Raw genomic sequence first — 24,437 nt, forward strand, 5'->3', positions numbered from 1 at the left:
AAGCACCGATGAGTCATGAGCTGACGTGGCTGCTGGTCGCGGTCCCGGCCGTGTCCGCGGCGATCCTCCTGCTCGGTGGCAGGGCCACCAACGCGTGGGGTCACCTGCTGGGCACGCTGGCGCCGCTGATCTCCTTCGCCTTCGGCGTCGTGCTGTTCGTCCAGATGCAGGCCAAGCCCAGCGACGACCGGGCCGAGACGGTCCGGCTGTTCGAGTGGTTCTCGGTCGGCAACATCAAGGTGGAGTTCAGCCTGCTGATCGACCCGCTGTCGATCCTGTTCGTGCTGCTGATCACCGGTGTGGGTTCGCTGATCCACATCTACTCGATCGGCTACATGGAGCACGACGAGCGCCGGCGCCGGTTCTTCGGTTACCTGAACCTGTTCATCGCGTCGATGTTGCTGCTGGTCCTCGCGGCCGACTACCTGGTGGTCTTCGTCGGCTGGGAGGGTGTCGGCCTGGCGTCGTACCTGCTGATCGGGTTCTGGCAGTACAAGACCACGGCCGCGGTCGCCGCGAAGAAGGCCTTCGTGGTGAACCGGGTCGGTGACATGGGCCTGTCGCTCGCGGTGATGAGCATGTGGGCGCTGTTCGGCTCCTCGGCCTTCGCGACCGTGAACGCCGGCGCGGACAAACTGTCGGGCACCTGGGCCACGCTGCTCGGGCTGATGCTGCTGCTGGCGGCCTGCGGCAAGTCCGCGCAGGTGCCACTGCAGTCCTGGCTGCTGGACGCGATGGAGGGCCCGACCCCGGTGTCGGCCCTCATTCACGCGGCGACCATGGTCACCGCGGGCGTCTACCTGGTGGTCCGTTCGAGCGCGATCTACGAGCAGACCGATGCGGCGTCCACCGCAGTGGTGGTGGTCGGTACCGTGACCGTCCTGGTCGGTGCGATCATCGGTTGCGCCAAGGACGACATCAAGAAGGTCCTGGCCGGTTCCACGATGAGCCAGATCGGCTACATGATGCTTGCCGCCGGCCTCGGTCCGGTGGGCTACGTCTTCGCGATCTTCCACCTGCTCACGCACGGTTTCTTCAAGGCCGACATGTTCCTCGGTGCCGGTTCGGTGATGCACGGCATGAACGACGACGTGAACATGCGGCGTTACGGCGCCCTGCGGAAGTACATGCGGGTCACCTACGTGACGTTCGCCTTCGGCTACCTGGCGATCCTGGGCATCCCGCCGTTCTCGGGCTTCTTCAGCAAGGACCACATCATCGAGGTCGCCTTCGCGGAGAACACGGTGGTCGGTCTGTGTGCGCTGCTGGGCGCCGGGATCACCGCGTTCTACATGACCCGGCTGATGATGATGACCTTCTTCGGCGAGAAGCGCTGGGAGGAGGACGTGCATCCGCACGAGTCGCCCAAGGTGATGACCGGTCCGTTGATCGTCCTGGCGATCCTCTCGCTCGTCGGCGGTGCGCTCTACTTCGTCGGCCACTGGATCGTGAAGTGGCTGGAGCCGGTCACCGGGTTCGAGGAGGCTGAACCGCCGATCGGGGCGCTGGCGATGACGCTGATCATCCTCGCGGTCGTGATCGTCGGCGCTGCCACCGGTGTCGTGCTGTTCCGGCGGGACATCCCGCGCCTGGCACCCGTGAAGGTCTCGCCGGTCACCACCTTCGCCCGCCGTGACCTGTACGGCGACGCGCTGAACGAGGCGGTCCTGATGCGTCCGGGGCAGTACCTCACCCGCACGCTGGTCTGGTTCGACAACCGCGTTGTGGACGGCCTGGTGAACGGGCTGTCCGCTCTGTTCGGTGGACTGTCCGGCCGGCTCCGCCGGGTCCAGACGGGCTTCGTCCGTTCCTACGCACTCAGCATGGTCTTCGGCGCCGCACTCGTGGTCGTCGCCCTCCTCGCGGTGAGGTTGTCGTGAACATCGGTTGGTTGACCCTCCTACTGCTCCTGCCGTTCGTCGGGGCCATCGCGACGATGCTGGTGCCCAAGGCGAAGGCGCTGCTGGCCAAGCAGATCGCGCTCGGGTTCTCGCTCGTCACGCTGGTGCTGACCGCGGTGATCGCGATCGGCTTCCAGCGCAACGGTCCCGGGGACTACGACGAGGTCCACAACTGGATCAAGCCGTTCGGTGCGCACTTCGCGCTCGGCCTCGACGGGGTCGGGGTGGTGCTGCTGGTGCTGACCGCGCTGCTCACCCCGGTCGTGCTGATCGCGTCCTGGAACGACGCACAGAACGGCCGCTGGTCGGAGAAGGCCTTCTTCGCCTGGATCCTCGGCCTGGAGGCGCTGTCGCTCGGCGTGTTCGCCGCCACCGACGTGTTCCTCTTCTATGTGCTGTTCGAGGCCACGCTGATCCCGATGTACTTCCTGATCGGTGGCTTCGGCGGCCCGCAGCGCTCGTACGCCGCGGTGAAGTTCCTGCTCTACTCGCTGCTCGGCGGTCTGCTCATGCTGGCGTCGGTGGTCGGCCTGTTCGTCGTCTCGGCGCGCCAGGGCGATCCGTCGTACCTGCTGTCCGACATGATCAAGCTCGACATGAGCCAGAACACGGAACGCTGGCTGTTCCTCGGCTTCTTCTTCGCCTTCGCGGTGAAGGCGCCGATGGTGCCGTTCCACACCTGGCTGCCGGACGCCGCCGGTGAGGCGACGCCGGGTACGTCGGTGCTCCTGGTCGGCATCCTGGACAAGATCGGCACCTTCGGGATGATCCGGTACTGCCTGGGCCTGTTCCCGAACGCGTCCGAGTGGGCCACCCCGGTCGTCCTCGTGCTGGCGCTGATCTCGGTCCTGTACGGCGCGCTGCTGGCGATCGGGCAGACCGACATCAAGCGGCTGATCGCGTACACCTCGATCTCGCACTTCGGCTTCATCGTGATGGGCATCTTCGCGCTGACGTCACAGGGCCTGACCGGATCGACGCTGTACATGTTCAACCACGGTCTCTCCACCGCGGCACTGTTCCTGATCGCCGGATATCTGATATCCCGGCGCGGATCCGCCCGGATCGCCGACTACGGCGGGGTGGAGAAGGTGGCCCCGGTACTGGCCGGCACGTTCCTGTTCGCCGGCCTGGCCAGCCTGGCCCTGCCCGGCCTGTCGCCGTTCATCTCCGAGTTCATGGTGCTGGCCGGGACATTCAGCCGGCACAAGACGATCGCGGTGATCGCGGTGTTCGGTATCGTGCTGGCCGCGCTGTACATCCTGCTGATGTACCAACGCACGATGACCGGACCGGTCCGGGACGGGATCGAGAAGCTGAAGGACCTGAACACGCGTGAGGTACTGGCGATCGCGCCGCTCGTGATCCTGATCATCGGCTTCGGCATCTACCCGAAGCCGGTGGTCGACATCATCAAGCCCGCGGTCGAGTCGACCATGCAGCGGGTGGGCGTGACCGACAAGGCTCCGCAGATCCCCGTGACGGAGGGACAGAAGTGATCGCGCACATCCTGCCGCTGGCGGATTTCACGGCGCCCAAGATCGAGTACACCGAGCTGGCTCCGCTGCTCGTGGTCTTCGGTGCGGCGTGTGTCGGCGTACTGGCCGAGGCGTTCCTGCCCCGGCAGTTGCGGCACCTGGTGCAGCTGGCGATCACGGTGGTCGCCGTCGTCGTCGCGGGCGTTTTGACCGCCATCCTGATGGGCGGCGACAAGGAGCTGATCGCGGCCCAGGGCGAGATCTCGGTCGACGGCCCGGCGCTGTTCACCTGGATCCTCCTGCTGGGGCTGACGCTGATCAGCGTGCTGCTGTTCGCCGAGCGGTCGGTCGACGGTGGACTGTCCGCGTTCGCCGGCCAGGCGGCCGCCGTACCGGGGTCCGAGGCCGAGCGCGAGGGCACCGCGGCGAGGGTCGAGCACACCGAGGTCTTCCCGCTGACGCTGTTCGCGGTCGGCGGCATGATGCTGTTCGCCTCGGCCAACGACCTGCTGGTGCTGTTCGTCGCGCTCGAGGTCTTCTCGCTGCCGCTGTACCTGCTGTGCGGGCTGGCGCGCCGTCGCCGGCTGATCTCGCAGGAAGCCGCGATGAAGTACTTCCTGCTCGGTGCGTTCTCCTCGGCGTTCCTGCTGTTCGGCATCGCGCTGCTCTACGGGTACGCCGGGACGATGTCGCTCGGCGGGATCTCGGACGTCCTGGCCACCCAGACCGGCGGTGACGTGATCCTGCTGGCCGGGACGGGGCTGCTGGCGGTCGGCCTGCTGTTCAAGGTCGGCGCCGTACCGTTCCACTCCTGGACGCCGGACGTCTACCAGGGCGCCCCGACGCCGGTCACCGGGTTCATGGCGGCCTGCACCAAGATCGCCGCGTTCATCGGGTTGATGCGGGTCTTCTACGTCGCCCTCGGCGGGACGCGCTGGGACTGGGCGCCGATGATGTGGATCGTCGCGATCCTCACCATGGTGGTCGGCTCGATCGTCGCGATCACCCAGTCCGACGTGAAGCGGATGCTGGCGTACTCGTCGATCGCGCACGCCGGCTTCCTGCTGACCGCGTTCGTCGGGCTCTCGCAGGCAAGTAGCGGTGTCCACAACGGGATCACCTCGACCCAGGCGGTGCTGTTCTACCTGGTCTGCTACGGCTTCCCGACCGTCGGCGCCTTCGCCGTCGTGACGCTGGTGCGGGACGCGGGTGGCGAGGCGACGCACCTGTCGCGCTGGGCCGGACTGGGCAAGAAGTCGCCGCTGCTGGCCGGCATCTTCGCGTTCTTCCTGATCTCCTTCGCCGGGATCCCGCTGACCGCCGGCTTCACCGGCAAGTGGGCGGTGTTCACCGCGGCGTGGTCCGGTGGCGCGTGGCCGCTGGTCGTGGTCGCCGTACTGTGCAGCCTGATCGCCGCCTTCTTCTACGTCCGCGTGATCGTGCTGATGTTCTTCTCCGACCTCCCGGCCGACGCACCGGACGTGGCCCTGCCCGGCTGGCAGACCACGACCGCCGTCGCCCTCGGTCTCGCCGCCACCGTGGTCCTCGGCCTGGTCCCCGGACCGGTGCTCGACCTGGCGGCCCGCGCAGGTGAGTTCATCCGTTGAGCCCGACCCCGCTGCCGGCCGAGAGCCTGGGATTCGCGTTCGCCGACGAGGCGCTCGAATCCCGGGTTCGGGCCGGCCTGGAAACCGTCGAGCAGGCGCTGCGCGACGCGACCCAGTCCGAGGCGCCGTTCGTCACCGCGGCCGCGCAGCACGTCATGGTTGCCGGTGGCAAGCGGTTCCGGCCGCTGCTGGTCCTGCTGGCGGCAGAGTTCGGGTCCACTCCGGACGCCTCGGAGGTCGTCAAGGCGGCCGTGGTGGTCGAGCTCACCCATGTCGCGACCCTGCACCACGACGACGTGATGGACGAGGCCGCGCTGCGGCGGGGCTCGTCCACCGCGAACGCCCGCTGGGACAACTCGGTCGCCATCCTGTCCGGTGACTGGCTGTTCGCCCGGGCGTCCTACCTGCTTGCCGACCTCGGGCCGGAGGCGGTCCGGATCCAGGCCCGCACCTTCGGCCGGCTGGTCGAAGGCCAGATCCGTGAAACCCTGGGGGTCGGCGAGGGCCAGGACCCGCTGAAGCACTACCTGTCGGTGGTCGCCGACAAGACCGGCTCGCTGATTGCGACGTCGGTGCTCTTCGGCGCCCGGTACGCCGGTGCCTCCGAGCAGATCCAGGAATCGCTGCGCGCCTTCGGCGAGGAGATCGGCGTCGCCTTCCAGCTCGCCGACGACATCCTCGACATCGCCTCGGAGTCCGGCCAGTCCGGCAAGACTCCCGGCACCGACCTGCGCGAGGGCGTCCCGACCCTCCCGGTCCTGATCTTCCGTGCTCAGGCCGACCCGTCGGACCCGACGGACGCACGCCTGCTCGAGCTGCTCGACTCGGACCTGTCCGACGACACCCGCCTGGCCGAGACCCTCGACCTCCTCCGGGCCCATCCGTCCTTCCGGCAGGCGGAGGACGACGTACGCCGCCGCGCCGCCGACGCCCGCAAACTGCTCGCCGACCTCCCCGAAGGCACCGCCAGGGACGCGCTCGACTCGCTCTGCGACCTGGTCGCCACCCGCTCGGTCTAGAAGGCGTTCCGGCGCCGCATGGCGCGCGGCCGCCCGTCCGGGTCGTAGACGTGACGGGCCAGCCGGCTTGCCCAGGCCGTCTGCAGGCGGGACACGGGTTGCGGGCTGTGCCGGCGGATCCGGCCGGGAGGTCGTGGCCCGAGGCAACCATTCGCGATCCACTCGTCGAGAGCGGCGGCCTGCTCCTGCCAGAGCTTGAAGCCGCTGATCGGGTCGAGGTCCGGGGCGTCGGTGGCGAGATGTTCGGACCACAGCTCCGAGCGGAGCGACTGGGCCAGGTCCGCGGACTCGATCGCGCAGGTCAATTCGCTGTCGTTGGTCCAGGACCTGCGATTGAAGTTGTCCGAGCCGCAGGTCAGCCACTGGTCGTCGACGATGCAGACCTTCGCGTGCACATAGATCGGTACGCCGTACTCGTTCTCGAGGTTGTACACGGCGACGCGATCCGACTCCAGCAATCTCAGTGCCTCGAGCTGGGCGTAGCGGGCCGGCGGGCCGCTAATCCGGCCGTCCTGGTCCGGATACCGTGGCACGACCGCGATGATCCGCAGCTCGGGCGACCGGTCCAGCGCCTCCCGCAGGCAATGCGTCACCTCCGCTGACCACAGGTACTGATCCTCGACGTAGACCAGGGTCTTCGCTCGCGCGAACGCCTTCAGATAGCCGCGGGCCACGCTGTATTCACCGTGCGGCGCGAACGGGAAACCGGGATGCTTGTGCGCGTAGGTCCGCAGTACCTGCACCGCATGCGGCCCGGCCGGCGGCGGATCCGGGAACGCCTCCGGCAACTTCGACGGGTGTCGCGGCATCCGCGCCAGCCGCTGGACCACCATCCGGTACGGCGTCCGCCGGTCGAGCGGATGTGGATCGTCCCAGCGTTCGACGAAGCAGCGGAGGAGCTCGCCCACCGCGGGACCGTGGACCTCGAGCATGACGTCGTGCCAGGGAGCCCGGGACCCGTAGCGCGGGTCCATCGGTGCCGTCTGCGGATCGCCCAGGTGCCGTGCATCGTCGCGTCGTCCGTGACATAGGTCGATACCGCCGACGAACGCGACATCGGCGTCCGGATCGCCGCGATGCCGGATCACGAACAGCTTCTGGTGGTGCGATGCCAGCCGGCGCACCCGCTGGTCGAGCAACACCTCGGCGCCGGCCTCGTTCAACTCGGTCCCGAGCCGCTGGTTCTGCTGCGAGTTGAAGTTCATCCGGTCGGAGTGGGACCGCCACAACAGCGCCCGGATCTCCACCCCGGTACGCGCGAGGTCGCAGAGGACCGACCCGATGCTCGGACCGTCCTCGAACAGCACCTCATCCGGATCCCCGCGCCAGTCGGTGAAGTACACCCGGTCACCGGGCCGCAGTGCACACAGCTCGTCGTACAACCGCCGGAAGTACGTCGCCCCATGCACCAACGGCCGCACCAGATTCCCCTCGGTCCACGCCCCACCCTCGTCGATACAAGTGGCAGCATTCCCACGCTCGCCCGCCCTGAGGAACCAGTCGTACGTCATACCCACCCAGTGCCCTCCCAGCCCCACCACACACCCGGCTCCACCTCACGACCGGCGCGTTTGGTCAGACTGCGGAGGCGGTCATGGCGGCGCGTTCGAGGGCTATGGAGCGGCGGCGGCGGTTCATGCTGTCCCAGGTGAAGATGACGAGGGCGAGCCAGACCAGGCCGAAGCCGGCCCAGCGCATCGTGGACATGGCCTCGTGGAAGACCAGGACGCCGACGGTGAACTGCATGATCGGCGCGATGTAGTTCAGCAGGCCGAGCGTCGTCATCGAGACCCGCGTCGCGGCGGCTCCGAAGAGCAGGAGGGGTACGGCGGTGATCGGGCCGGTCAGCAACACCAGCACCAGGTAACCGGCGCCCTGGTGGGTGACCGTCGAATCGCCTTGGAGTCCGAGTACGGCGACCGCCGCGAGCGCGAGCGGGAACACGGTGCCGGACTCGATTGCCATCCCCTCGATGGCACCGGCGCCGGCCTGCTTCTTCGCCAGCCCGTAGAACCCGAACGAGAACGTCAGGATGATCGCCACCCACGGCGGCCGCCCGTTCTCGATCGTCAGCCCGACGACGGCCACGAACGCGATCGCCAGCGCGACCCACTGCGCCGTACGCAGCCGTTCCTTCAGGACGAAGACGCCGAGCAGCACCGTGAACAGCGGGGTGATGAAGTATCCCAGCGACGTCTCGACCACCCGGCCGTGGTTCACCGCCCAGATGTACGTGCCCCAGTTCGCCGAGATCAGGAACGCCGCGGCGATCAGCGGCCACCGCCGCCGCGGCTCCCGCAGCAACGCCTTCACCTGGCCGAACTTCCGCAGTACGACGACCAGGATCGCGATCGTCACCAGCGACCAGAGGACCCGGTGGGCGAGCAGTTCGATCGCGCCGGAGTGGTCCAGCAGCTTCCAGTACAGCGGAAAGAGGCCCCAGATCAGGTACGCGGCGAAGCCGTAGGTGAACCCTTTTCGCTGTTCTGGCACGGCGTCAGCCTAAGCCCGCGCGACAGTGGCATCCAATTGCTTTGCTCATGACGTGAGACGGGCTGGTGCGATGCGGTTGGATAGAGAGGTGGAGACGAGGAGGCACCAGTGGGTGTGAGGACCGGTCTGGTCTCGGTGACGTTTCGCCAGTTGCCGGCCGACGAGGTGGCGGAGATGGCGGCGAAGGCCGGTCTCGCGGCGATCGAGTGGGGCGGTGACGTGCACGTCCCGCTCGGCAATCTGGTCGCCGCCCAGCGGGTGAAGGCGCTGTCGGAGGTCCACGGCCTCGAGATCGCGGCGTACGGCTCGTACCTGCGGGCCGGCAGTGTCGACCGCGAGGAGATGCGCTCGGCGGTCGCCACCGCCGAGGCTCTCGGCGCGCCCCGGATCCGGGTCTGGGCCGGCAACGTCGGTACGGCGGAAGCCGGCGTGGGGGACCGGATGGCGGTGACCCGTGGGCTGGCCGAGTTGGCCGACGTTGCCGCGACCGCGGGGATCGAGGTCGCGATGGAGTTTCACCGCAACACGCTCACCGACGAGGTCGACTCGACGATCACGCTGCTGCTCGACGTCGGCGCGCCCAACCTCAAGACCTACTGGCAACCGCCGGTCGACCTGGACGACGCCCAGTGCCTCGAGCAACTCGAGGCCCTGATGCCGTGGCTCAGCACTGTCCACGTCTTCTCGTGGTGGCCGTCCAACACCCGCCTGCCACTAGCGGCCCGAGCATCCCTCTGGCGCCCCGTCCTGGACCGCCTCGCCGCCGAACCCCGCGAAATCAACGCCCTCCTCGAGTTCGTGGCCGACGACTCCCAGGACCAGTTCGCCAAGGACGCCGCCGACCTGCACAGCTGGGTCTGATCAGCCGGTTGTGTAGACGCCGACACCGATCGTCCCCTTGGGCTCGGGCCTCGGACGGTTCGTGATGCGGACCCGGGACCAGTGGAACCGTTGTCGATGCTCAGATCGTGATCGACCGGCTATCCGGATGGTTGCCCGGATTGGTCGGAAAGTTCCGCTGAGCACTGGTCAAGCGGTGGATTCTTCCGCAACGCTGACGGGTAACAGATTCCTTCCCCGCCCCGGAGGTGTCCGATGTCCTTCATCAGGCCGTTGCCCAGGCTGCTCGCCGTACTGCTGCTGTTCGCGGCGACACTCACCACCAGTCAGGTCGTGACCGCGACCGAAGCGCGAGCGGATGGTTGCTACACCTGGGGCCGCACGCTCAGTCAGGGGATGGCCGGCGAGGACGTGCGGCAGTTGCAGATCCGGGTCGCGGGATATCCCGGGTACGGCGCGCATCTGGCCGTCGACGGTGATTTCGGGCCGGCCACGAAGGCGGCGGTGCAGCGGTTCCAGTCGGCGTACGGGCTGGGGGCGGACGGGGTCGCCGGGCCCGCCACGTTCAGCAAGATCTACGCGCTGCAGGACGATGACTGCACACCGATCCACTTCACCTACGCGGAGCTCGACGACGGTTGCGGCGGATCCGGGTACGACGGTGGGCCGCTGTCCGAGGCGGCGACGAAGGCGAACGCGTTGCAGACCATGTGGCAGCTGGAGGCGATGCGGCACGCGCTCGGTGACCAGCCGCTGAACATCACCAGCGGGTTCCGCAGCATCCCGTGCAACAACTCGGTCGGCGGTGCGAGCAACAGCCAGCACCTCTACGGCCGGTCCGCCGATCTGGTCGGCGTCCATTCGCTGTGCACGCTCGCCAAACAAGCCCGCAACCACGGCTTCGGCGGCATCTTCGGCCCTGGCTACCCGGACCACAACGACCACACCCACGTCGACATCCGCACAAGCAACGCGTGGAGCGCGCCGAACTGCGGGATCTAGAGCAGCTGGCTGAAGGTGTGGATCAGGAGGCCGACCAGGGCGCCGACGACGGTTCCGTTGATCCGGATGAACTGCAGGTCGCGGCCGACGTGCAGTTCGATCCGGGCGGCGGCCTCGCGGCCGTCCCAGCGTTCGATCGTGTCGGAGATGATCGAGACGATCTCGTTGCCATAGGTGCGCACGACGTACCCGACCGCCTCGGCGGCGCGGGCGTCGACCTTGCCGCGGAGGCCGGCGTCGTCCTGCAGCCGTTTGCCCAGCTCCTGCAGGGCCGTCGTCGCGCGCACCTGCAACGTGCTGGCCGGATCGTTGACCGCCTCGATCAGCGCCGTCCGTACGGCGTCCCACACAGCGGTCAGGCTCGAGCCCATGTCGGGGTGGTTGAGCATCCGGGCCTTGAACGCCTCGAAGCGGCCCATCATGTCGGGGTCGTTCTGCAGATCGTCGGCGAGCTGGCCGAGCAGCCGGTCGAGCGCCTGGCGGGTCGGGTGCGAGGGGTTGTCCCGTACGTCGGCCAGCCAGGCCAGCGCCTCCCGGTGGATCCGGTCGATCACTATCCGGTCCACCCACAGTGGCGACCAGCGCGGCGCCCGCGAACCGACGATGTCGGCGACCACTTCCCGGTTGTCCCGCAGCCAGTCGTGCGCCTCGACCAGGACCAGGTCGAACAACGCGTGGTGCGCGCCGTCCTCGACCACCGACTGCAGGAAATGCCCGGCGATCGGGCTCAACGGCTCTCGCACGAACCGCGGTAGCAACGATCCCCGCACGAACGCGGTCACGTCCTCGTCGCCCAGCCTCGGCAGCGCCGCGCCGATCGTCCGGGCCCCCTCGGCCACGATCCGCTCGGCGTGGGTGCCGGCGGCAAGCCACTCGCCGGCCCGGCGGCTCACCTCGGCGGTGCGCATCTTCTCCGCCACCACCTCTTCGGAGAGGAAGTTCTCGGTGACGAACTGCTCCAGGCTGTCGGCGAGGCTGTCCTTGCGGGTCGGCACGATCGCGGTGTGCGGGATCGGCAGCCCGAGTGGATGCCGGAACAGTGCGGTGACCGCGAACCAGTCCGCCAGCGCACCCACCATCGCCGCCTCGGCCGCGGTGTTCACGTAACCCCATCCGCCCTCGAGGTGCAGAGTGGCCACGTAGATCACGACCGCGAGCAGCAACAACCCCAACGCGACCGATCGCATCTGCCGCAACCCGCGCCGCCGAACCTGGTCAGCGGCGCTCAACGTCATTGTCGCCATACAACGATCTAACCAAGTGGGCGGTGATGAGGTGGTCAGGCTACGGCCTGGTCGACCCCTGAATTCCGCACGATCCGTCGATCCATTAGGCCGGAGATGAGCGCGAGCGCCAACCCCGCGACGGCCAGTACGGCGCCGAACCGGCTCGGCCACTCATACCCGAAGCCGGCGGCCAGTACGACGCTGCCGAGCCAGGCACCGAGTGCGTTCGCGAGGTTGAGCGTCGAGTGGTTGAGTGAGGCGGCCAAGGACTGGCCTCCGTGCGCGACATCCATCAAGCGGGTCTGCAGCGCCGGAACCAGGATGCTCGCCGAGAAGCCCATCGCGAACACTCCGATCAGCGCACCCGGCCGGGTCTGCGCCAGCCAGCCGAACGTTCCGAGGACGACGGCCACCGCGATCAGGCCGCCGTACAGGCTCGGCATCAGGGCGCGGTCGGCCAGGCGGCCGCCGACCACGGTGCCGCAGGTCATGCCCACGCCGTACGCGGCCAGCACGACGGTGACCGCGGACTCGGAGAAACCGGCCAGTTCCGTCATCGTCGGGGTGATGTAGGAGTAGGTGGCGAACATGCCGCCGAAGCCGACCATGCCGACCAGCAGGGCCATCCACACCTGCGGCCGGGCCAGTGCGCTGAGCTCGCTGCGGATGTTGACGTCGCTGCCGACCGGCTGCGGCGCGACCCAGAACCACACCGCCACCAGCGTGAGCAGTCCGAGCCCGCCGACCGCGAGGAACGGCGCCTGCCAGCCGAGCCGCTGGCCCATCAGGGTGGTGAGCGGTACGCCGATGATGTTGGCGACCGGGAGTCCGACCATCGTCATCGAGACCGCCCAGGCCCGCCGGTTGGCCGGCACCAGCGTCGTGCCGACGACCGCGCCGATCCCGAAGAACGCGCCGTGCGGCAGGCCGGTCAGGAAGCGCGCGGCCATCAGGAACTCGTAGCTCGAGGCAACGGCCGAGAGCACGTTGCCGAGCACGAACACCGCCATCAGTCCCAGCAGCAACCGCTTCCGCCCGGTTCGCGCGCCCAAGGCCGCGATCACCGGCGCGCCGACCACGACCCCCAGCGCGTACGCCGAGATGACGTGACCGGCGGTCGGGATCGAGATGTGCACGCCGTCCGCGATCTGCGGCAGCAACCCCATCGTGACGAACTCGGTGGTTCCGATCGCGAAACCACCGGTCGCCAGCGCGAACAACGCCAGGCCGACGTGGCGCCTGGTAGTCGTGCGAGTGTCAGGAGTCACCGAGTTTTTCACGCCTGATTGTTGCACCCACGAGCAGGCCCACCGCGAGCAGGGAGAAGACCGCGTTGCCGACCAGGATCACCGCCAGCAAGCCGGCATCAAGCCAGCCGTTGTGGAACAGGTCGTCCACCACCGCAGGCTTCGCCTCATCGCTCCCACACCTCTCTCATCGGTCACGCCCATCACTCTCGTCTTCGACGGGCGTGCACACAGACGCGATCCGTCCCGATCCCGCGCTGACGGATGTCATGGCGTTGTGGGAGCATCCGGCATGGCCAACTATGGGGACTACCAGTTGCAGATCTACCTGCAGGGGATGTTGCAGGGGATCCGGCCGGAGATCACGACCGACCTGGCCCGGCTGGAGTCGCAGGCGGCCGGGAAGCTGCCGGTGGAGGCGATGGGGTACATCGTTCCGAGCGCGGGGAGTGGCGCGACGGCACGAGCCAACCAGGTGGCGTTCGAGCGGTGGCGCCTGGTGCCCCGGATGCTTCGCGGCAGCACCGAACGCGACCTGTCCTGCACCATCCTCGGTACGACGATGCCCGCCCCGGTGGTGGTCGCACCGATCGGCGTCCAGACGCTGGCGCATCCGGACGGCGAACTCGCGACGGCCCGGGCCGCCGACACCCTCGGCCTGACCTACACGCACTCGACCCAGGCGAGTCACGCGATCGAGCAGATCGAGGCCGGCAGCAAGTGGTTCCAGCTCTACTACCCGACCGACCGGGACGTCTGCCTCAGCTTCCTCCAGCGTGCGAAGGCCGGCGGGTACGGCGTACTCGTCGTCACGCTCGACACCGGAACGATCGGGTGGCGGCCGTCCGACCTGGACCGCGGGTTCCTGCCGTTCCTCAAGGGTGAAGGGCTGGCGAACTACTTCAGCGACCCGGCCTTCCAGGCGAAGCTGGTCAAGCCGGTCGCCGAGGACCCGGGTGCCGCGGTGATGCACTGGGCGCAGATGTTCCCGAACGTCGGCCTGGCCTGGGACGACCTGTCGTTCCTGCGCGACAACTGGGACGGCCCGATCGTGCTGAAGGGGATCACCGCGGTCGAGGACGCCAAGCTCGCGGCCGAGCACGGCGTGGACGGCATCGTGGTCTCGAACCACGGCGGCCGCCAGGTGGACGGCGCGATCGCGTCGCTGGATGCGTTGCCCGCGATCGCGGATGCGGTGGGCGAGCAACTGACGGTCCTGTTCGACTCCGGCGTACGCACTGGCGCCGATGCCGCCAAGGCGCTAGCGCTCGGTGCCAAAGCGGTGCTGCTCGGACGTCCGCTGCTCTACGGCCTGGCGCTGGCCGGGCAGGCGGGTGTCGAGCATGTGCTGCGGTGCTTCCTGGCCGAGCTCGACCTGACGCTGGCGCTGGCCGGGTACGCCAATCATCGTGAGCTCAACCGCGACTCGGTGGTCCGGGCGTGAAGGCGGTCATCTTCGACCTGGACAACACGCTGTTCGACCACACCGCGTCGGCGACGTACGCGATCCGCACGTGGATCCCCGAGCTCGGTGGCACGCCGTCGGAGGAACTGGTCGCCCAGTGGTTCGTGATCGAGGACCGCCACTACGAGCGGTGGCTGGCCGGTGAGCTCACCCACCAGGGCCAGCGCCGAGCCCGGCTGCGCGACTTCCTGCCGGTGCTCGGCCACCCGGTGCCACCGACCGATGCGGAGCTGGATCAACTGTTCACGGGCTACCTGCGTCACTACCGGGGCAGCTGGACCGCGTTCCCGGACGCCCGCCCCGCGCTGGAAGTTGCTCGGGGCAACGGTTGGCGGATCGGCGTGCTGACCAACGGGAGTACGACGCAGCAGAACGCGAAGCTGGCCGCGATCGGGCTGGCCGAGCTGGTGGATGTGGTCAGTACGTCGGAGTCGCTCGGCGTCAGCAAGCCGGCGCCGGAGGCATACCTGCGGACCTGCGAGGCCCTCGGCACCGAGCCCGCGGACACTCTGATGATCGGCGACAACCTCGAGCTCGATGTCGTGGCGGCGCGGGCCGTGGGGCTGGCCGCGCGGCATCTCGATCGGCCTGCCGGGATCACTCTCCTGCAGTTACTTTGACGCCGTCCACGAGCAGACGGATCAGGCGGTTGGCGCGGTCCTGTGAGCCAGGGGTGCCGACGGACAGGCTGAAGCCGCTCAGCGCTCCGGCGAGGTCGTCGACGGTCACATCGGTGCGGAACAGGCCGGCCTCGACGCCCGCGTTGAGGAGCTCCTCCAGCGCCGAGTAGACCTTGGCGTGGCTGAGTGCCACCGCATCGTGGTCGGTCGCCAGCACGACCGTCTTCAACGCCTGTGCCATTCCGGGTCGGCCGGCGACCTGGCCGACGAAGTTCTGCATCCAGATGATCAGGGCCTCGTCGGGTGGCAGCACCCCCAGCAGTTCTTCCACGCCGTCGCAGAGCACGCCGATCTGCTGGACGTACGCGCCGGTGATCAGCGCCTCGCGGGTCGGGAAGTGCCGGTAGAGCGTCGCGATCCCGACCCCGGCCCGCCGCGCGACCTCGTCCAGCGCGGTGTCGACGCCGCGCTCGGTGAACACGTCCACCGCCGCGGTGAGGACCGCCGCCCGCTTGGCTCGCGCGTCCGCTCGCATCCCCGGATCTCCTCACTTGTCAACTGGAGGAATCCTCCGTATAAAGGATCTGGAAGATTCCTCCACTTAGCTTAGCAAGGAGCGGGCCATGCCCGAGCGTGTGCTGGTCACCGGCGGGACCGGATATGTCGCGGGGTGGTGCATCGTCGAACTGCTCCGGCGCGGCTACGACGTGCGTACGACGGTCCGCAGCCTGGCGAAGGCGGACACCATCAGGGCAGCCGTCGAGGCCGAGCTCGCCGCCGGATCGACCGCGCCGGCTGGGACGGCTGCGCCGGCTGGGATGGGGGCGGCTGCCGGGATCGGGGTAGCTGCCGGGATGGGGTCGGCTGCCGGGGCGATGGCTGATCCGGGTCGTGTGGGTGATCGGCTGTCGTTCCAGGTTGCCGACCTGACGTCGGATGGTGGCTGGGGCGAGGCGCTCGCGGGGGTTGATTACGTGCTGCACGTTGCGTCGCCGCTCGGCACTGGCTCGACCAAGAACCCCGACGACCTGATCGTCCCGGCGCGCGACGGCGCCGTCCGCGTCCTGCGGGCGGCGACCGACGCCGGCGTCAAGCGGGTCGTGATGACGTCAGCGTGTGCGGCCGCGAGTCCCGCGCTCTACACCGACGACAGCGTCACCGACGAGACGTTGTGGACGGATCCGGCCGACTCGCGGCTGACGACGTACCGGAAGTCCAAGACGCTGGCCGAGCGCGCCGCGTGGGACTTCATGGCGGCGTACGACGGACCGACCACGCTGACCACGATCCTGCCGGGTGCTGTCTTCGGGCCGGTACTGACGCCGTCGAACGTCGGCTCGGTCGAGGTGATCGGCCGGCTGCTCCAAGGGCGGATGCCCGGAACGCCGCGGCTCGGCTTCGAGCTCGTCGACGTGCGGGACCTGGCCGACATCCACATCCGCGCGATGACCTCGGATGCCGCCGCGGGGCAGCGGTTCATCGCCGTCGGCGACTTCCTGTGGGTGGCGGACATGGCAACATCGCTGCGTTCCCGGGTGGGTGAGTCCGCTCGCAAAGTCCCGACCCGTCGGTTGCCTGACTTCGCGCTGAAGGCGATGTCCGTCTTCGACGCCTCGCTGCGCGACATCACGCCGGCGCTGGGCCGCCGGCATCGCCACAGTCCGGCCAAGGCCGAGCGTCTGCTCGGCTGGCGGGCTCGGACGGGCGCGGAGACGGTCGCCGATTGTGGCGAGAGTCTGCTGGCGAAGAAGGCGGTTGTCGTGTAGCGACCATTTCAGATACCTTCTTCTCTGAAGTAGGCGTTACAAGGAGGTTCGATGGAGCGCGTCAGAGCGGTGGCCCGGCGGTACGTCGACGCGGGCCGGTACCCGGGGACGATCACGGTGGTCGCCCGGCGGGACGAGGTGGTCTGCTTCAACGCGTACGGGCGCTCCGACGTCGAGCGGGACCGGCCGATGCGAGCGGACACGATCTTCCGGATCTACTCGATGACCAAGCCGATCGTGAGTCTCGGTCTGATGCAGTTGTACGAGGAAGGGCTGTTCCAGCTCGACGATCCGGTGGTGAAGTTCCTACCCGCGCTCGGTCGCCCGAAGGTGTACGACGAGGGTGGTCTGCGGGAGTCGGGTCGCGAGATGACGGTGCGGGATCTGTTGATGCACACGTCGGGGCTCGCGGCGTCGAACGGCAAGCATCCGGTCAGCCTGCTGTATCAGGAGGCCGGCCTGACCGGGATGGATTCGGACGCGGCGCTGTCGGAGCTGCCGGCCCGGCTGGCCGGGCTGCCGCTGCAGGCGGATCCGGGGTCGCGCTGGATCTACGGGATCTCCACCGATCTGGTCGGACTGTTGTGCGAGGTGATCAGCGGGCTGCCGCTGGATCGCTATCTGCAGACCAGGATCTTCGATCCGCTCGGAATGACGGACACCGGGTTTTCGGTGCCTGAGGCAAGCATCTCCCGGTTCGCCGCGAGCTATGCGTACGACGTCGGTGGCTTCAAGCTCGCCGATGATCCGCTGACGAGTGCCTACACCCGGCCACGGTCGTTCCTGTCCGGGGTCGCCGGGCTGGTGTCGACGGCGGGCGACTACCTGCGGTTCGCCCGGATGCTGGCCGGCGGCGGTTCGCTCGACGGGGTCCGGATCATCGGGCCGCGGACGCTGCGCTTCATGACCATGAACCATCTGCCGGGCGGTCAGGATCTCGCGGCGTTCGCCGACTTCGGCGGCGAGACGAAGCGGGCGGGCCAGGGGTTCGGGCTCGGTTTCGGGGTGTTGCTCGATCCGGTGGTGGCGCAGACGATCGGCACACCCGGCGAGTACTTCTGGGGCGGCGCGGCCTCGACCGCGTTCTTCGTGTCACCCGCGGATGAGCTGATCGTCATCTTCCTCACCCAGTTGCGGCCCTCTGCGAGTTATCCAATTCGCCGTGAACTGAGAGCCGCCGTCTATGCCTCACTTGTTGACTGACGACGGCTGTCGGCTCTGGTCCGAGGTGAGCGGCGACGGTCCACCCGTTGTCCTCGTCCACGGCGGTCCCGGTTGGTGGGACGTGTTCCACGACCTCGTACTTCCCGGGTTCACTCTTCACCGCTGGGACCAGCGCGGTGCCGGCCGCTCAGACCGCCGCGGTCCCTACACCCTGACCCGCTTCGTCGAAGACCTCGAGACGATCCGCCACACCACCGGCCACGAGCAGGTCACCCTCATCGGCCACTCCTGGGGAGCAGCCCTCGCCCTCCAGTACGCCGCAGTGCACCTCGACCACCTCACCCATCTGATCCTGGTCTCGAGCACCGGCCTCGACGGCACACCGCCGACGTACCGCGACCGCGTCGCCGACATCCTCGCGCACACCCCACCCGACGACCCCTGGATCGCTCGTATTTCAACGGGTTTCGCCGACCGCGAGACCGCTCTCGACTACGCCCGCCAACTCAACACGCCCCGCTTCGAGCCCAACCAGGAGTGCGCCGACGCCCTACTCGCCGAGCTCCGCGCACTACCCGACAGAGCAGCCGCCTGCCGGCGGATCGCCGTACCCACACTGCTGATCCACGGTGCCGAGGACCTCCGCCCGCCGTACGTCACGGACAGCCTCCTCGAAGCACTGCCGAACGCAGAACGGGTAGTGCTCGACGGTGTCGCGCACTACCCGTGGGTGGAAGACCCGGACGCCTTCGAGAAGGTCGTCCGGGCCTATCTGAGCTGAAAACTCAGCCTCAGTTGACGGTCCAGGTGTCGGCGCCGGTGACCAGAGCCTGCAGATCGCCGGTGCCCTGGGCTTCCTGGGCGGTGGTGATCTGCTGGCGGACCATGTCGTCGTACGCCGGGCGCTCGACCGAGCGGAAGACGCCGATCGGCGCGCGGTGCAGGACGCCGGCGTCGGTCAGCCGGGACAGGGCGAACGCGTACGCCGGGTCCTCGGTGTGGGCGTCGTGGATGACGAGATCCGCCTCGCCACCGGGCAGGTCCGCGACCTCGCGGACGGCCAGTGAGGCGAAGCCGTCGCGGACCACGCCGAGCCGCCCGTCCTTGCCGAACCGGATCGGCTCACCGTGCACGAGCGGGATGATCGCGTCGTCCCGGGTCTCCGGGTCCTTGAACGCCTCGAACGCGTTGTCATTGAAGATCGGGCAGTTCTGGTAGATCTCCACGAACGACGTCCCGCGGTGTTCGGCGGCCGCCCGCAGCACCGACGTCAGGTGCTTGCGGTCGGAGTCGACCGTACGCGCCACGAACGTCGCTTCCGCGCCGAGCGCCAGCGAGACCGGGTTGAACGGGTTGTCCACCGAACCCATCGGCGTCGACTTCGTCACCTTGCCCGGCTCCGACGTCGGCGAGTACTGGCCCTTGGTCAGGCCGTAGATCCGGTTGTTGAAGAGCAGGATCTTCATGTTCACGTTACGGCGCAGTGTGTGGATCAGATGGTTCCCGCCGATCGACAGGGCGTCACCGTCACCGGTGACGACCCACACGCTGAGGTCTGGCCGCGACACCGCCAGCCCAGTCGCGATCGCCGGCGCGCGGCCGTGGATCGAGTGCATGCCGTACGTCGACAGGTAGTACGGGAACCGGGACGAGCAGCCGATGCCGGACACCATCGCCACGTTCTCGCGCTTGATCCCCAGCTCGGGCAGGAAGCCCTGGAAGGCCGCGAGTACGGCGTAGTCCCCGCAGCCCGGGCACCAGCGGACCTCCTGGTCCGACACGTACTCCTTGCGGTTCTGCGGCTCGGTCGCGGCCGGGACGCCCTTCAGACCTCCGGGCAGACCCGGCAGGCCGAGATCGACCGTGCTCATCGTGCTCCCTCCGGGTGGTGCAGCTGGCCGTTGGAGCGGCCGTTCGGCTCGGTGTGCAGCGCTTCGCCATGGGTCAGGCTGGCCGCGGCCTCGCCCATGTGCCGCGCGTCGTCGTCGATGCCCTCGGTCTCCTCGACCAGGTTGCCGATCACCTCGGCAAGCTCAGCCGCGCCGAGCGGCATACCCCGGACCTGTGCGTATGAGACGACGTCGACCAGGAACTTCGCCCGCAGCAGCATCGCCAGCTGGCCCAGGTTCATCTCCGGGACCAGGACCTTCTCGTACGACTTCAGCAGGTCGCCGAGGTTCGACGGGAACGGGTTCAGGTGCCGCAGGTGGGCCTGCGCGACCTTGCCGCCGACCCTGCGGACCCGACGGACACCGGCACCGATCGGGCCGTACGTCGAACCCCACCCGAGCACCAGCACCTTCGCCGTACCGTCCGGGTCGTCGACCTCGAGCGGCGGGATGGAGCGGGCGATGCCGTCCACCTTCGCCTGCCGGGTGCGGATCATCAGGTCGTGGTTGGCCGGGTCGTAGGAGATGTTGCCGGTCTTGTCCTCCTTCTCCAGACCGCCGATCCGGTGGTCCAGCCCCGCCGTCCCCGGGATCGCCCAGGCGCGGGCCAGGGTCTCTGGGTCGCGCAGGTAGGGGAGGTACTCCGGCTCGCCCTTGGCGTCGGTCGAGTTCGGCTCGAGGGTGAAGTTCGGGTCGATCGTCGGCAGGTCCTCGATCACCGGGACCTTCCACGGCTCGGAACCGTTGGCCAGATAGCCGTCGGACAGCACGATCACCGGCGTGCGGTAGGTGACCGCGATCCGGGCCGCCTCGATCGCGATCGCGAAGCAGTCCGCGGGGGACTGGGCCGCGACCACCGGCAGCGGCGCCTCGCCATTGCGGCCGAACATCACCTGCAGCAGGTCGGCCTGCTCGGTCTTGGTCGGCATCCCGGTCGAGGGACCGGCGCGCTGGATGTCGCAGACGACCAGCGGCAGTTCGAGCATCACGCCGAGACCGATCGTCTCGGACTTCAGGCTGATGCCCGGGCCGGACGACGTGGTCACGCCGAGCCCGCCACCGAACGACGCGCCCAGGGCGGCGCCGACGCCGGCGATCTCGTCCTCGGCCTGGATCGTGGTGACGTTGAACCGCTTGAGCTTGGACAGCTCGTGCAGCACGTCGGAGGCCGGGGTGATCGGGTAGGCGCCGAGCACCAGCGGCAGACCGGCCCGCTGGGCGCCCGCCACCAGGCCGTACGCCAGCGCGAGGTTGCCGGAGATGTTCCGGTAGGTGCCGGTGGCCATGTGGGCCGGCTTCACCTCGTACCGGACCGAGAACTCCTCGGCGGTCTCGCCGAAGTTGTAGCCGGCGCGGAAGGCCGCGATGTTCGCGTCCCGGATGGCCGGCTTCGACGCGAACTTGGTCTCCAGGAACGTGATCGTCGACTCGACCGGCCGCTGGAACAGCCAGGACACCAGGCCGAGGGCGTACATGTTCTTCGCCCGGGACGCGTCCTTGCGGGTCAGGCCGAACTCCTTGACCGACTCCACGGTCATGCCGGTCAGGTTCAGCGGTACGACGTGGTAGCCGTCGAGCTCGCCGGTCTCCAGCGGGTTCTCGTCGTACCCGATCCGCTTCAGGTTGCGGGCGGTGAAGTCGGCGGTGTCGACGATCAGGGTGGCGCCGCGCGGGACGTCGCGCAGGTTCGCCTTGAGGGCCGCGGGGTTCATCGCGATCAGCACATCGGGCGCATCACCAGGCGTCAGGATGTCGTGGTCGGCGAAGTGGAGCTGGAACGACGACACGCCCGGCAGGGTTCCGGCTGGTGCCCGGATCTCTGCTGGGAAGTTGGGCAACGTCGACAGGTCATTGCCGAACGACGCCGTCTCCGCTGTGAACCTGTCCCCCGTGAGCTGCATCCCGTCGCCGGAGTCGCCGGCGAAGCGGATCACCACGCGGTCGAGCTGCTTGACCTCGATGGTCACTGTTCTGTTCATCTCCAAGTCGAAGCTTGGGTCGGCCTACCGCTTCGTGGGCGGCACGTCGATCCCCCCGTCCAGGGCGATAACCCCAATATTAGTTCGCCCTTAGAACAGAACCATGCAGAAGCCCCGGTGGTCCACAGCCTGGGACGCAGTGTTAGGGGTCTGCAGCCGTCGGGTGAGGCGAAATCCTCCAGTGTCACACTGCGGAGCCGCTCGTTTGCGATCCGCAGTGAGAACCGGCAGGGTGTCGTCATCAAGTTGTGATCCACCCGCTGGGAGTTTCCATGGGCCGTCGCCCTTTCCGTGTTCTCGCCGGACTGCTGACCGTCGCGCTGGCCGGCTGTGCCGCTCCGATCGCACCCGCGGACAGCGCGCTGAGTCTCGGCAGTACGGCGTCCGCGGTGGCCCCGGCGTCCGTGACCGCCTCCGCGCGGACAGCGAAGATCTCCAGCATCCGGACGACGGACGCGACCAAGGGCGTGATCACGGTGATCGGCACGCTGTCGCCGGCGCCGAAGACGGGCACGCGGATCCCGCTGCACCAGTGGATCCCGTCCGCTCGGCGGTGGCAGGAGATTGCGCATGGGTACTCGTCCGGCGGCAGCGTGACGATCAAGACCGTGCGGCCCGGGTCGATCCGGACGTATCGCATCGCGATCGGGGCACAGGCGCCGTACCAGGCGGCTCTGTCACCGATGATCAGCTTCAAGCACTACGTGTGGCGCGGGATCTTCAAGAAGGGGTTGCTGGCCACGGGCGGGCAGGGGCAGCCGCAGTTCACCGTCATCCCGCCGAACGAAGGGCCGCGGCGGGCCGAGGCCGAGGTGCTCGCGGACAAGGGTGGCTACGTCTGGGGCGACGTGGACTCGACCGGTTGCAGCTACGTGCGGAACTGGCTGGGCAACCTGACCGACGGCACCGCGCGGGTGTCGCTGCACAACGGGACGAAGGCGATGACCTCGGTGCTGATGAAGCAGGAGACCGAGACCTGGCTCAACTACCAGATCCTCGGCGTGACCCGGCTGCGCCTGCAGGTCACGGACGTCCACTCGGGCTACGGCCCGTACGTCGCGGTCGACTCGATCATGCTTTGCACCAACTAAGCTGCTGCCTGTGTCGGAGAGCTATGGCGTCATCGTCGCGGTGGTCGCGCTCGGCCTGGTTGGGCTGATCGGCGCCTTCGCGCTGAACAGGGCGCTCACCGTCACCTATCCGACCGAGGGCAAACTCAAGACCTACGAGTCGGGCGTCGACCCGGTCGGCGAGGGCTGGGCGCAGGTCCACATCCGCTACTACCTCTTCGCCTACCTCTACGTGATCTTCGCCGTCGACGCCGTCTACCTCTTCCCCTGGGCCACCATCTTCGTCACCCTCGGCTTCGCCACGCTGATCGAGATGTTCGTCTTCATCGCCTTCGTCGCGGTCGGCCTCCTCTACGCCTACCGCAAGGGCGTCCTCCGCTGGACCTGAGCCCGAATCCATGAACGATTCGGCGCCTGCCCAGATGTCGCCCGACATCTGGTGGGTTGACCCCTGCGCTGGCGGGTTGCCCACTCAGATTCTCAGGGGCCAACCCTCCAGCTCAGGGGTCAACCTCCAGCTCAGGGCCAACCCTCGAGCTCAGGGGTCAACCCCGCACGTGGGGCAGTGATTGTCGAGGAACGGGTGCGTGCGGGCGGCCGCGGTGCAGCTCGACAGGATGTCTCCGGGGGGCGAGCCGGTTTCCCGACCTGCTGAGGCGTGGTGTAGCCGGCAGTGGGCGTATACGTCCTGTCGATCTGCACGCAGCCGCGGATTGGGCTAATCCCGGGCGAGGGCTGCGGCGATGGCCCAGTCCTGCGGGCCGACGCCTACGGACTTGAAGACTGTGCGGCCGGTTGAGACCGGCGGATTGGCGAGGGCCGGCCCCAGCTCGACCAGGTCTGTGGTTTGCAAGGCGCCTGAGGTGACCGCGTCGATGATCTCGCCGGACTCTTCCAGGGCGGCTTCGCGTTGGTCGACGAGGACTGTGGACGCGGTGGTGAGGAGGTCGCGGGGGAGTTCGCGCATGGTGGGCCGGAAGGCGCCGATCGCGTTGACGTGCACGCGGTCGGGGAGGGCGTCCGCGGTGAAGAGTGGAGTGGCTGACGACGTGGCACAGCAGACGATGTCGGTGTCCGCGATCGCGTCGTCGATGCTCGTGCTCGGGGTGAACTTGACGTCCGGGAACTCGGCGGCCAACTCCCGGCTGAGAGCGGCGGCACGGTCGGCTGACCGTCCGGTGACGGTGACGGCGGCGATCCGTCGTACGGCGAGAACCGCGCGGACCTGGTCGGGGGCCTGAGCGCCAGTTCCGATCAGCGTGAGGCGGGTTGCGTCCGCGGGCGCGAGGAGGTCGGTGGCGACACCGACGACAGCGCCGGTCCGCAGCGTGGTGATCGAGCTGCCATCGGCGACCAGCTGCTCACCGGCGCCGGTCCAGATCACGGTCGCCCGGATCGCCGGCACCTGGTCGAGCGCGATGCCGATCTTCTTCACCACCGCTGTCCCGGTCGGCGAGTGGTAGGCCGACATCACCAGCACCGCCCCGTCACCGAAGATCTGCCGCGCCGGCAACACGAAGTTCCCCGCCGCGAGCTCCCGGAACGCGTCCCGTACGGCGTCGATCGCCGTACTCATCGAGACGCTACGACGGACATCCTCAGCGGACAGAACTCTCATCGGCCCGAGGCTACCCTGGGTCGCGCCACGGGGATCGACGAACGACCACTCGA

General features: G+C 68.4%; 22 protein-coding genes. 13 read left to right on the plus strand and 9 right to left on the minus strand.

Features of this window, described 5'->3' with window-relative positions; all coding sequences use genetic code 11:
- Positions 1-8 precede the first annotated feature (8 nt).
- Genes nuoL through OG876_RS17655 form a run of 4 tightly spaced genes read left to right on the plus strand, consistent with a single transcriptional unit; the run spans position 9 to position 6,005 of the window.
- A complete protein-coding gene (gene nuoL, locus OG876_RS17640; RefSeq protein ID WP_328525963.1) occupies positions 9-1,880 on the plus strand; it encodes an NADH-quinone oxidoreductase subunit L in 1,872 nt (623 codons plus the stop codon).
- Positions 1,877-3,400, plus strand: a complete 1,524-nt coding sequence (locus OG876_RS17645; RefSeq protein ID WP_328525964.1) for an NADH-quinone oxidoreductase subunit M — start codon at positions 1,877-1,879, stop codon at positions 3,398-3,400. The genes nuoL and OG876_RS17645 overlap by 4 nt, the downstream gene beginning before the upstream one ends.
- Positions 3,400-4,986, plus strand: coding sequence for an NADH-quinone oxidoreductase subunit NuoN (gene nuoN / locus OG876_RS17650; RefSeq protein ID WP_442914178.1), 1,587 nt, complete (start codon positions 3,400-3,402; stop codon positions 4,984-4,986). The genes OG876_RS17645 and nuoN overlap by 1 nt, the downstream gene beginning before the upstream one ends.
- Positions 4,983-6,005, plus strand: coding sequence for a polyprenyl synthetase family protein (locus tag OG876_RS17655; protein ID WP_328525966.1), 1,023 nt, complete (start codon positions 4,983-4,985; stop codon positions 6,003-6,005). Before nuoN ends, OG876_RS17655 begins: the two co-directional genes overlap by 4 nt.
- Here the strand turns inward: OG876_RS17655 and OG876_RS17660 are convergent.
- Together OG876_RS17660 and rarD are read right to left on the minus strand one after the other, a co-directional pair.
- The gene (locus OG876_RS17660; protein WP_328525967.1) at positions 6,002-7,516 is read right to left on the minus strand and encodes a phospholipase D-like domain-containing protein; all 1,515 of its coding nucleotides are present in this window, start codon (positions 7,514-7,516) and stop codon (positions 6,002-6,004) included. The two genes, OG876_RS17655 and OG876_RS17660, sit on opposite strands and share 4 nt — an antisense overlap.
- 64 nt (positions 7,517-7,580) lie before the next feature.
- Complete coding sequence (gene rarD, locus OG876_RS17665; RefSeq protein ID WP_328525968.1) at positions 7,581-8,498, minus strand: EamA family transporter RarD; 918 nt, start codon at positions 8,496-8,498, stop codon at positions 7,581-7,583.
- A 108-nt stretch (positions 8,499-8,606) separates the two neighbouring features.
- Here rarD and OG876_RS17670 point away from each other — a divergent pair, with 108 nt between their 5' ends.
- Both OG876_RS17670 and OG876_RS17675 read left to right on the plus strand, forming a co-directional pair.
- The gene (locus tag OG876_RS17670) at positions 8,607-9,359 is read left to right on the plus strand and encodes a sugar phosphate isomerase/epimerase family protein (RefSeq protein ID WP_328525969.1); all 753 of its coding nucleotides are present in this window, start codon (positions 8,607-8,609) and stop codon (positions 9,357-9,359) included.
- A 234-nt stretch (positions 9,360-9,593) separates the two neighbouring features.
- Positions 9,594-10,340 (plus strand): D-Ala-D-Ala carboxypeptidase family metallohydrolase, encoded by a 747-nt coding sequence (locus tag OG876_RS17675; protein WP_328525970.1) that lies wholly within the window; start codon positions 9,594-9,596, stop codon positions 10,338-10,340.
- Here the strand turns inward: OG876_RS17675 and OG876_RS17680 are convergent.
- From OG876_RS17680 to OG876_RS17690, 3 genes are read right to left on the minus strand one after another with little or no spacing between them, the layout of a single operon-like run.
- Positions 10,337-11,584: a DUF445 domain-containing protein gene (locus tag OG876_RS17680; protein ID WP_328525971.1), complete on the minus strand. Its 1,248-nt coding sequence runs from the start codon at positions 11,582-11,584 to the stop codon at positions 10,337-10,339. The two genes, OG876_RS17675 and OG876_RS17680, sit on opposite strands and share 4 nt — an antisense overlap.
- 35 nt (positions 11,585-11,619) lie before the next feature.
- Complete coding sequence (locus tag OG876_RS17685) at positions 11,620-12,834, minus strand: MFS transporter (protein ID WP_328525972.1); 1,215 nt, start codon at positions 12,832-12,834, stop codon at positions 11,620-11,622.
- Entirely contained in the window at positions 12,824-12,964 is a 141-nt protein-coding gene (locus OG876_RS17690; RefSeq protein WP_328525973.1) for a hypothetical protein, read from the minus strand. Before OG876_RS17690 ends, OG876_RS17685 begins: the two co-directional genes overlap by 11 nt.
- Before the next feature lie 141 nt (positions 12,965-13,105).
- Here OG876_RS17690 and OG876_RS17695 point away from each other — a divergent pair, with 141 nt between their 5' ends.
- Both OG876_RS17695 and OG876_RS17700 read left to right on the plus strand, forming a co-directional pair.
- The gene (locus OG876_RS17695) at positions 13,106-14,257 is read left to right on the plus strand and encodes an alpha-hydroxy-acid oxidizing protein (RefSeq protein ID WP_328525974.1); all 1,152 of its coding nucleotides are present in this window, start codon (positions 13,106-13,108) and stop codon (positions 14,255-14,257) included.
- A complete protein-coding gene (locus OG876_RS17700; RefSeq protein WP_328525975.1) occupies positions 14,254-14,898 on the plus strand; it encodes an HAD family hydrolase in 645 nt (214 codons plus the stop codon). The genes OG876_RS17695 and OG876_RS17700 overlap by 4 nt, the downstream gene beginning before the upstream one ends.
- Here the strand turns inward: OG876_RS17700 and OG876_RS17705 are convergent.
- Positions 14,876-15,433: a TetR/AcrR family transcriptional regulator gene (locus OG876_RS17705; protein WP_328525976.1), complete on the minus strand. Its 558-nt coding sequence runs from the start codon at positions 15,431-15,433 to the stop codon at positions 14,876-14,878. The two genes, OG876_RS17700 and OG876_RS17705, sit on opposite strands and share 23 nt — an antisense overlap.
- Positions 15,434-15,521: 88 nt before the next feature.
- On the opposite strand from OG876_RS17705, the gene OG876_RS17710 reads away from it, so the two are divergent.
- The 3 genes from OG876_RS17710 to OG876_RS17720 are packed head-to-tail and all read left to right on the plus strand — an operon-like array spanning position 15,522 to position 18,609.
- Complete coding sequence (locus OG876_RS17710) at positions 15,522-16,664, plus strand: NAD-dependent epimerase/dehydratase family protein (protein ID WP_328525977.1); 1,143 nt, start codon at positions 15,522-15,524, stop codon at positions 16,662-16,664.
- Positions 16,665-16,715: 51 nt separating this feature from the next.
- Entirely contained in the window at positions 16,716-17,867 is a 1,152-nt protein-coding gene (locus OG876_RS17715) for a serine hydrolase domain-containing protein (RefSeq protein ID WP_328525978.1), read from the plus strand.
- Positions 17,860-18,609, plus strand: coding sequence for an alpha/beta fold hydrolase (locus tag OG876_RS17720; protein WP_328525979.1), 750 nt, complete (start codon positions 17,860-17,862; stop codon positions 18,607-18,609). The genes OG876_RS17715 and OG876_RS17720 overlap by 8 nt, the downstream gene beginning before the upstream one ends.
- Before the next feature lie 10 nt (positions 18,610-18,619).
- Here OG876_RS17720 and OG876_RS17725 read toward each other — a convergent pair whose 3' ends face one another.
- Both OG876_RS17725 and OG876_RS17730 read right to left on the minus strand, forming a co-directional pair.
- A complete protein-coding gene (locus OG876_RS17725) occupies positions 18,620-19,699 on the minus strand; it encodes a 2-oxoacid:ferredoxin oxidoreductase subunit beta (RefSeq protein ID WP_328525980.1) in 1,080 nt (359 codons plus the stop codon).
- On the minus strand, positions 19,696-21,696 hold the full coding sequence (locus OG876_RS17730; RefSeq protein ID WP_328525981.1) for a 2-oxoacid:acceptor oxidoreductase subunit alpha: 2,001 nt from the start codon (positions 21,694-21,696) through the stop codon (positions 19,696-19,698). Before OG876_RS17730 ends, OG876_RS17725 begins: the two co-directional genes overlap by 4 nt.
- A 272-nt stretch (positions 21,697-21,968) precedes the next feature.
- Between OG876_RS17730 and OG876_RS17735 the strand changes: the two genes are divergently transcribed.
- Positions 21,969-22,787 carry a hypothetical protein gene (locus tag OG876_RS17735; RefSeq protein WP_328525982.1) on the plus strand — a complete coding sequence of 273 codons (819 nt, stop codon included), beginning with the start codon at positions 21,969-21,971 and terminating at the stop codon, positions 22,785-22,787.
- Between the two features lie 10 nt (positions 22,788-22,797).
- Positions 22,798-23,154 carry an NADH-quinone oxidoreductase subunit A gene (locus OG876_RS17740; RefSeq protein ID WP_328525983.1) on the plus strand — a complete coding sequence of 119 codons (357 nt, stop codon included), beginning with the start codon at positions 22,798-22,800 and terminating at the stop codon, positions 23,152-23,154.
- 330 nt (positions 23,155-23,484) lie between these two features.
- Here the strand turns inward: OG876_RS17740 and OG876_RS17745 are convergent, their stop codons facing one another.
- Positions 23,485-24,384, minus strand: coding sequence for an ornithine cyclodeaminase family protein (locus tag OG876_RS17745; protein ID WP_328525984.1), 900 nt, complete (start codon positions 24,382-24,384; stop codon positions 23,485-23,487).
- Between the last annotated feature and the right edge of the window lie 53 nt (positions 24,385-24,437).

Origin of the sequence: Kribbella sp. NBC_00359 (genome assembly GCF_036097425.1) — a bacterium.
GTDB lineage: Bacteria > Actinomycetota > Actinomycetes > Propionibacteriales > Kribbellaceae > Kribbella.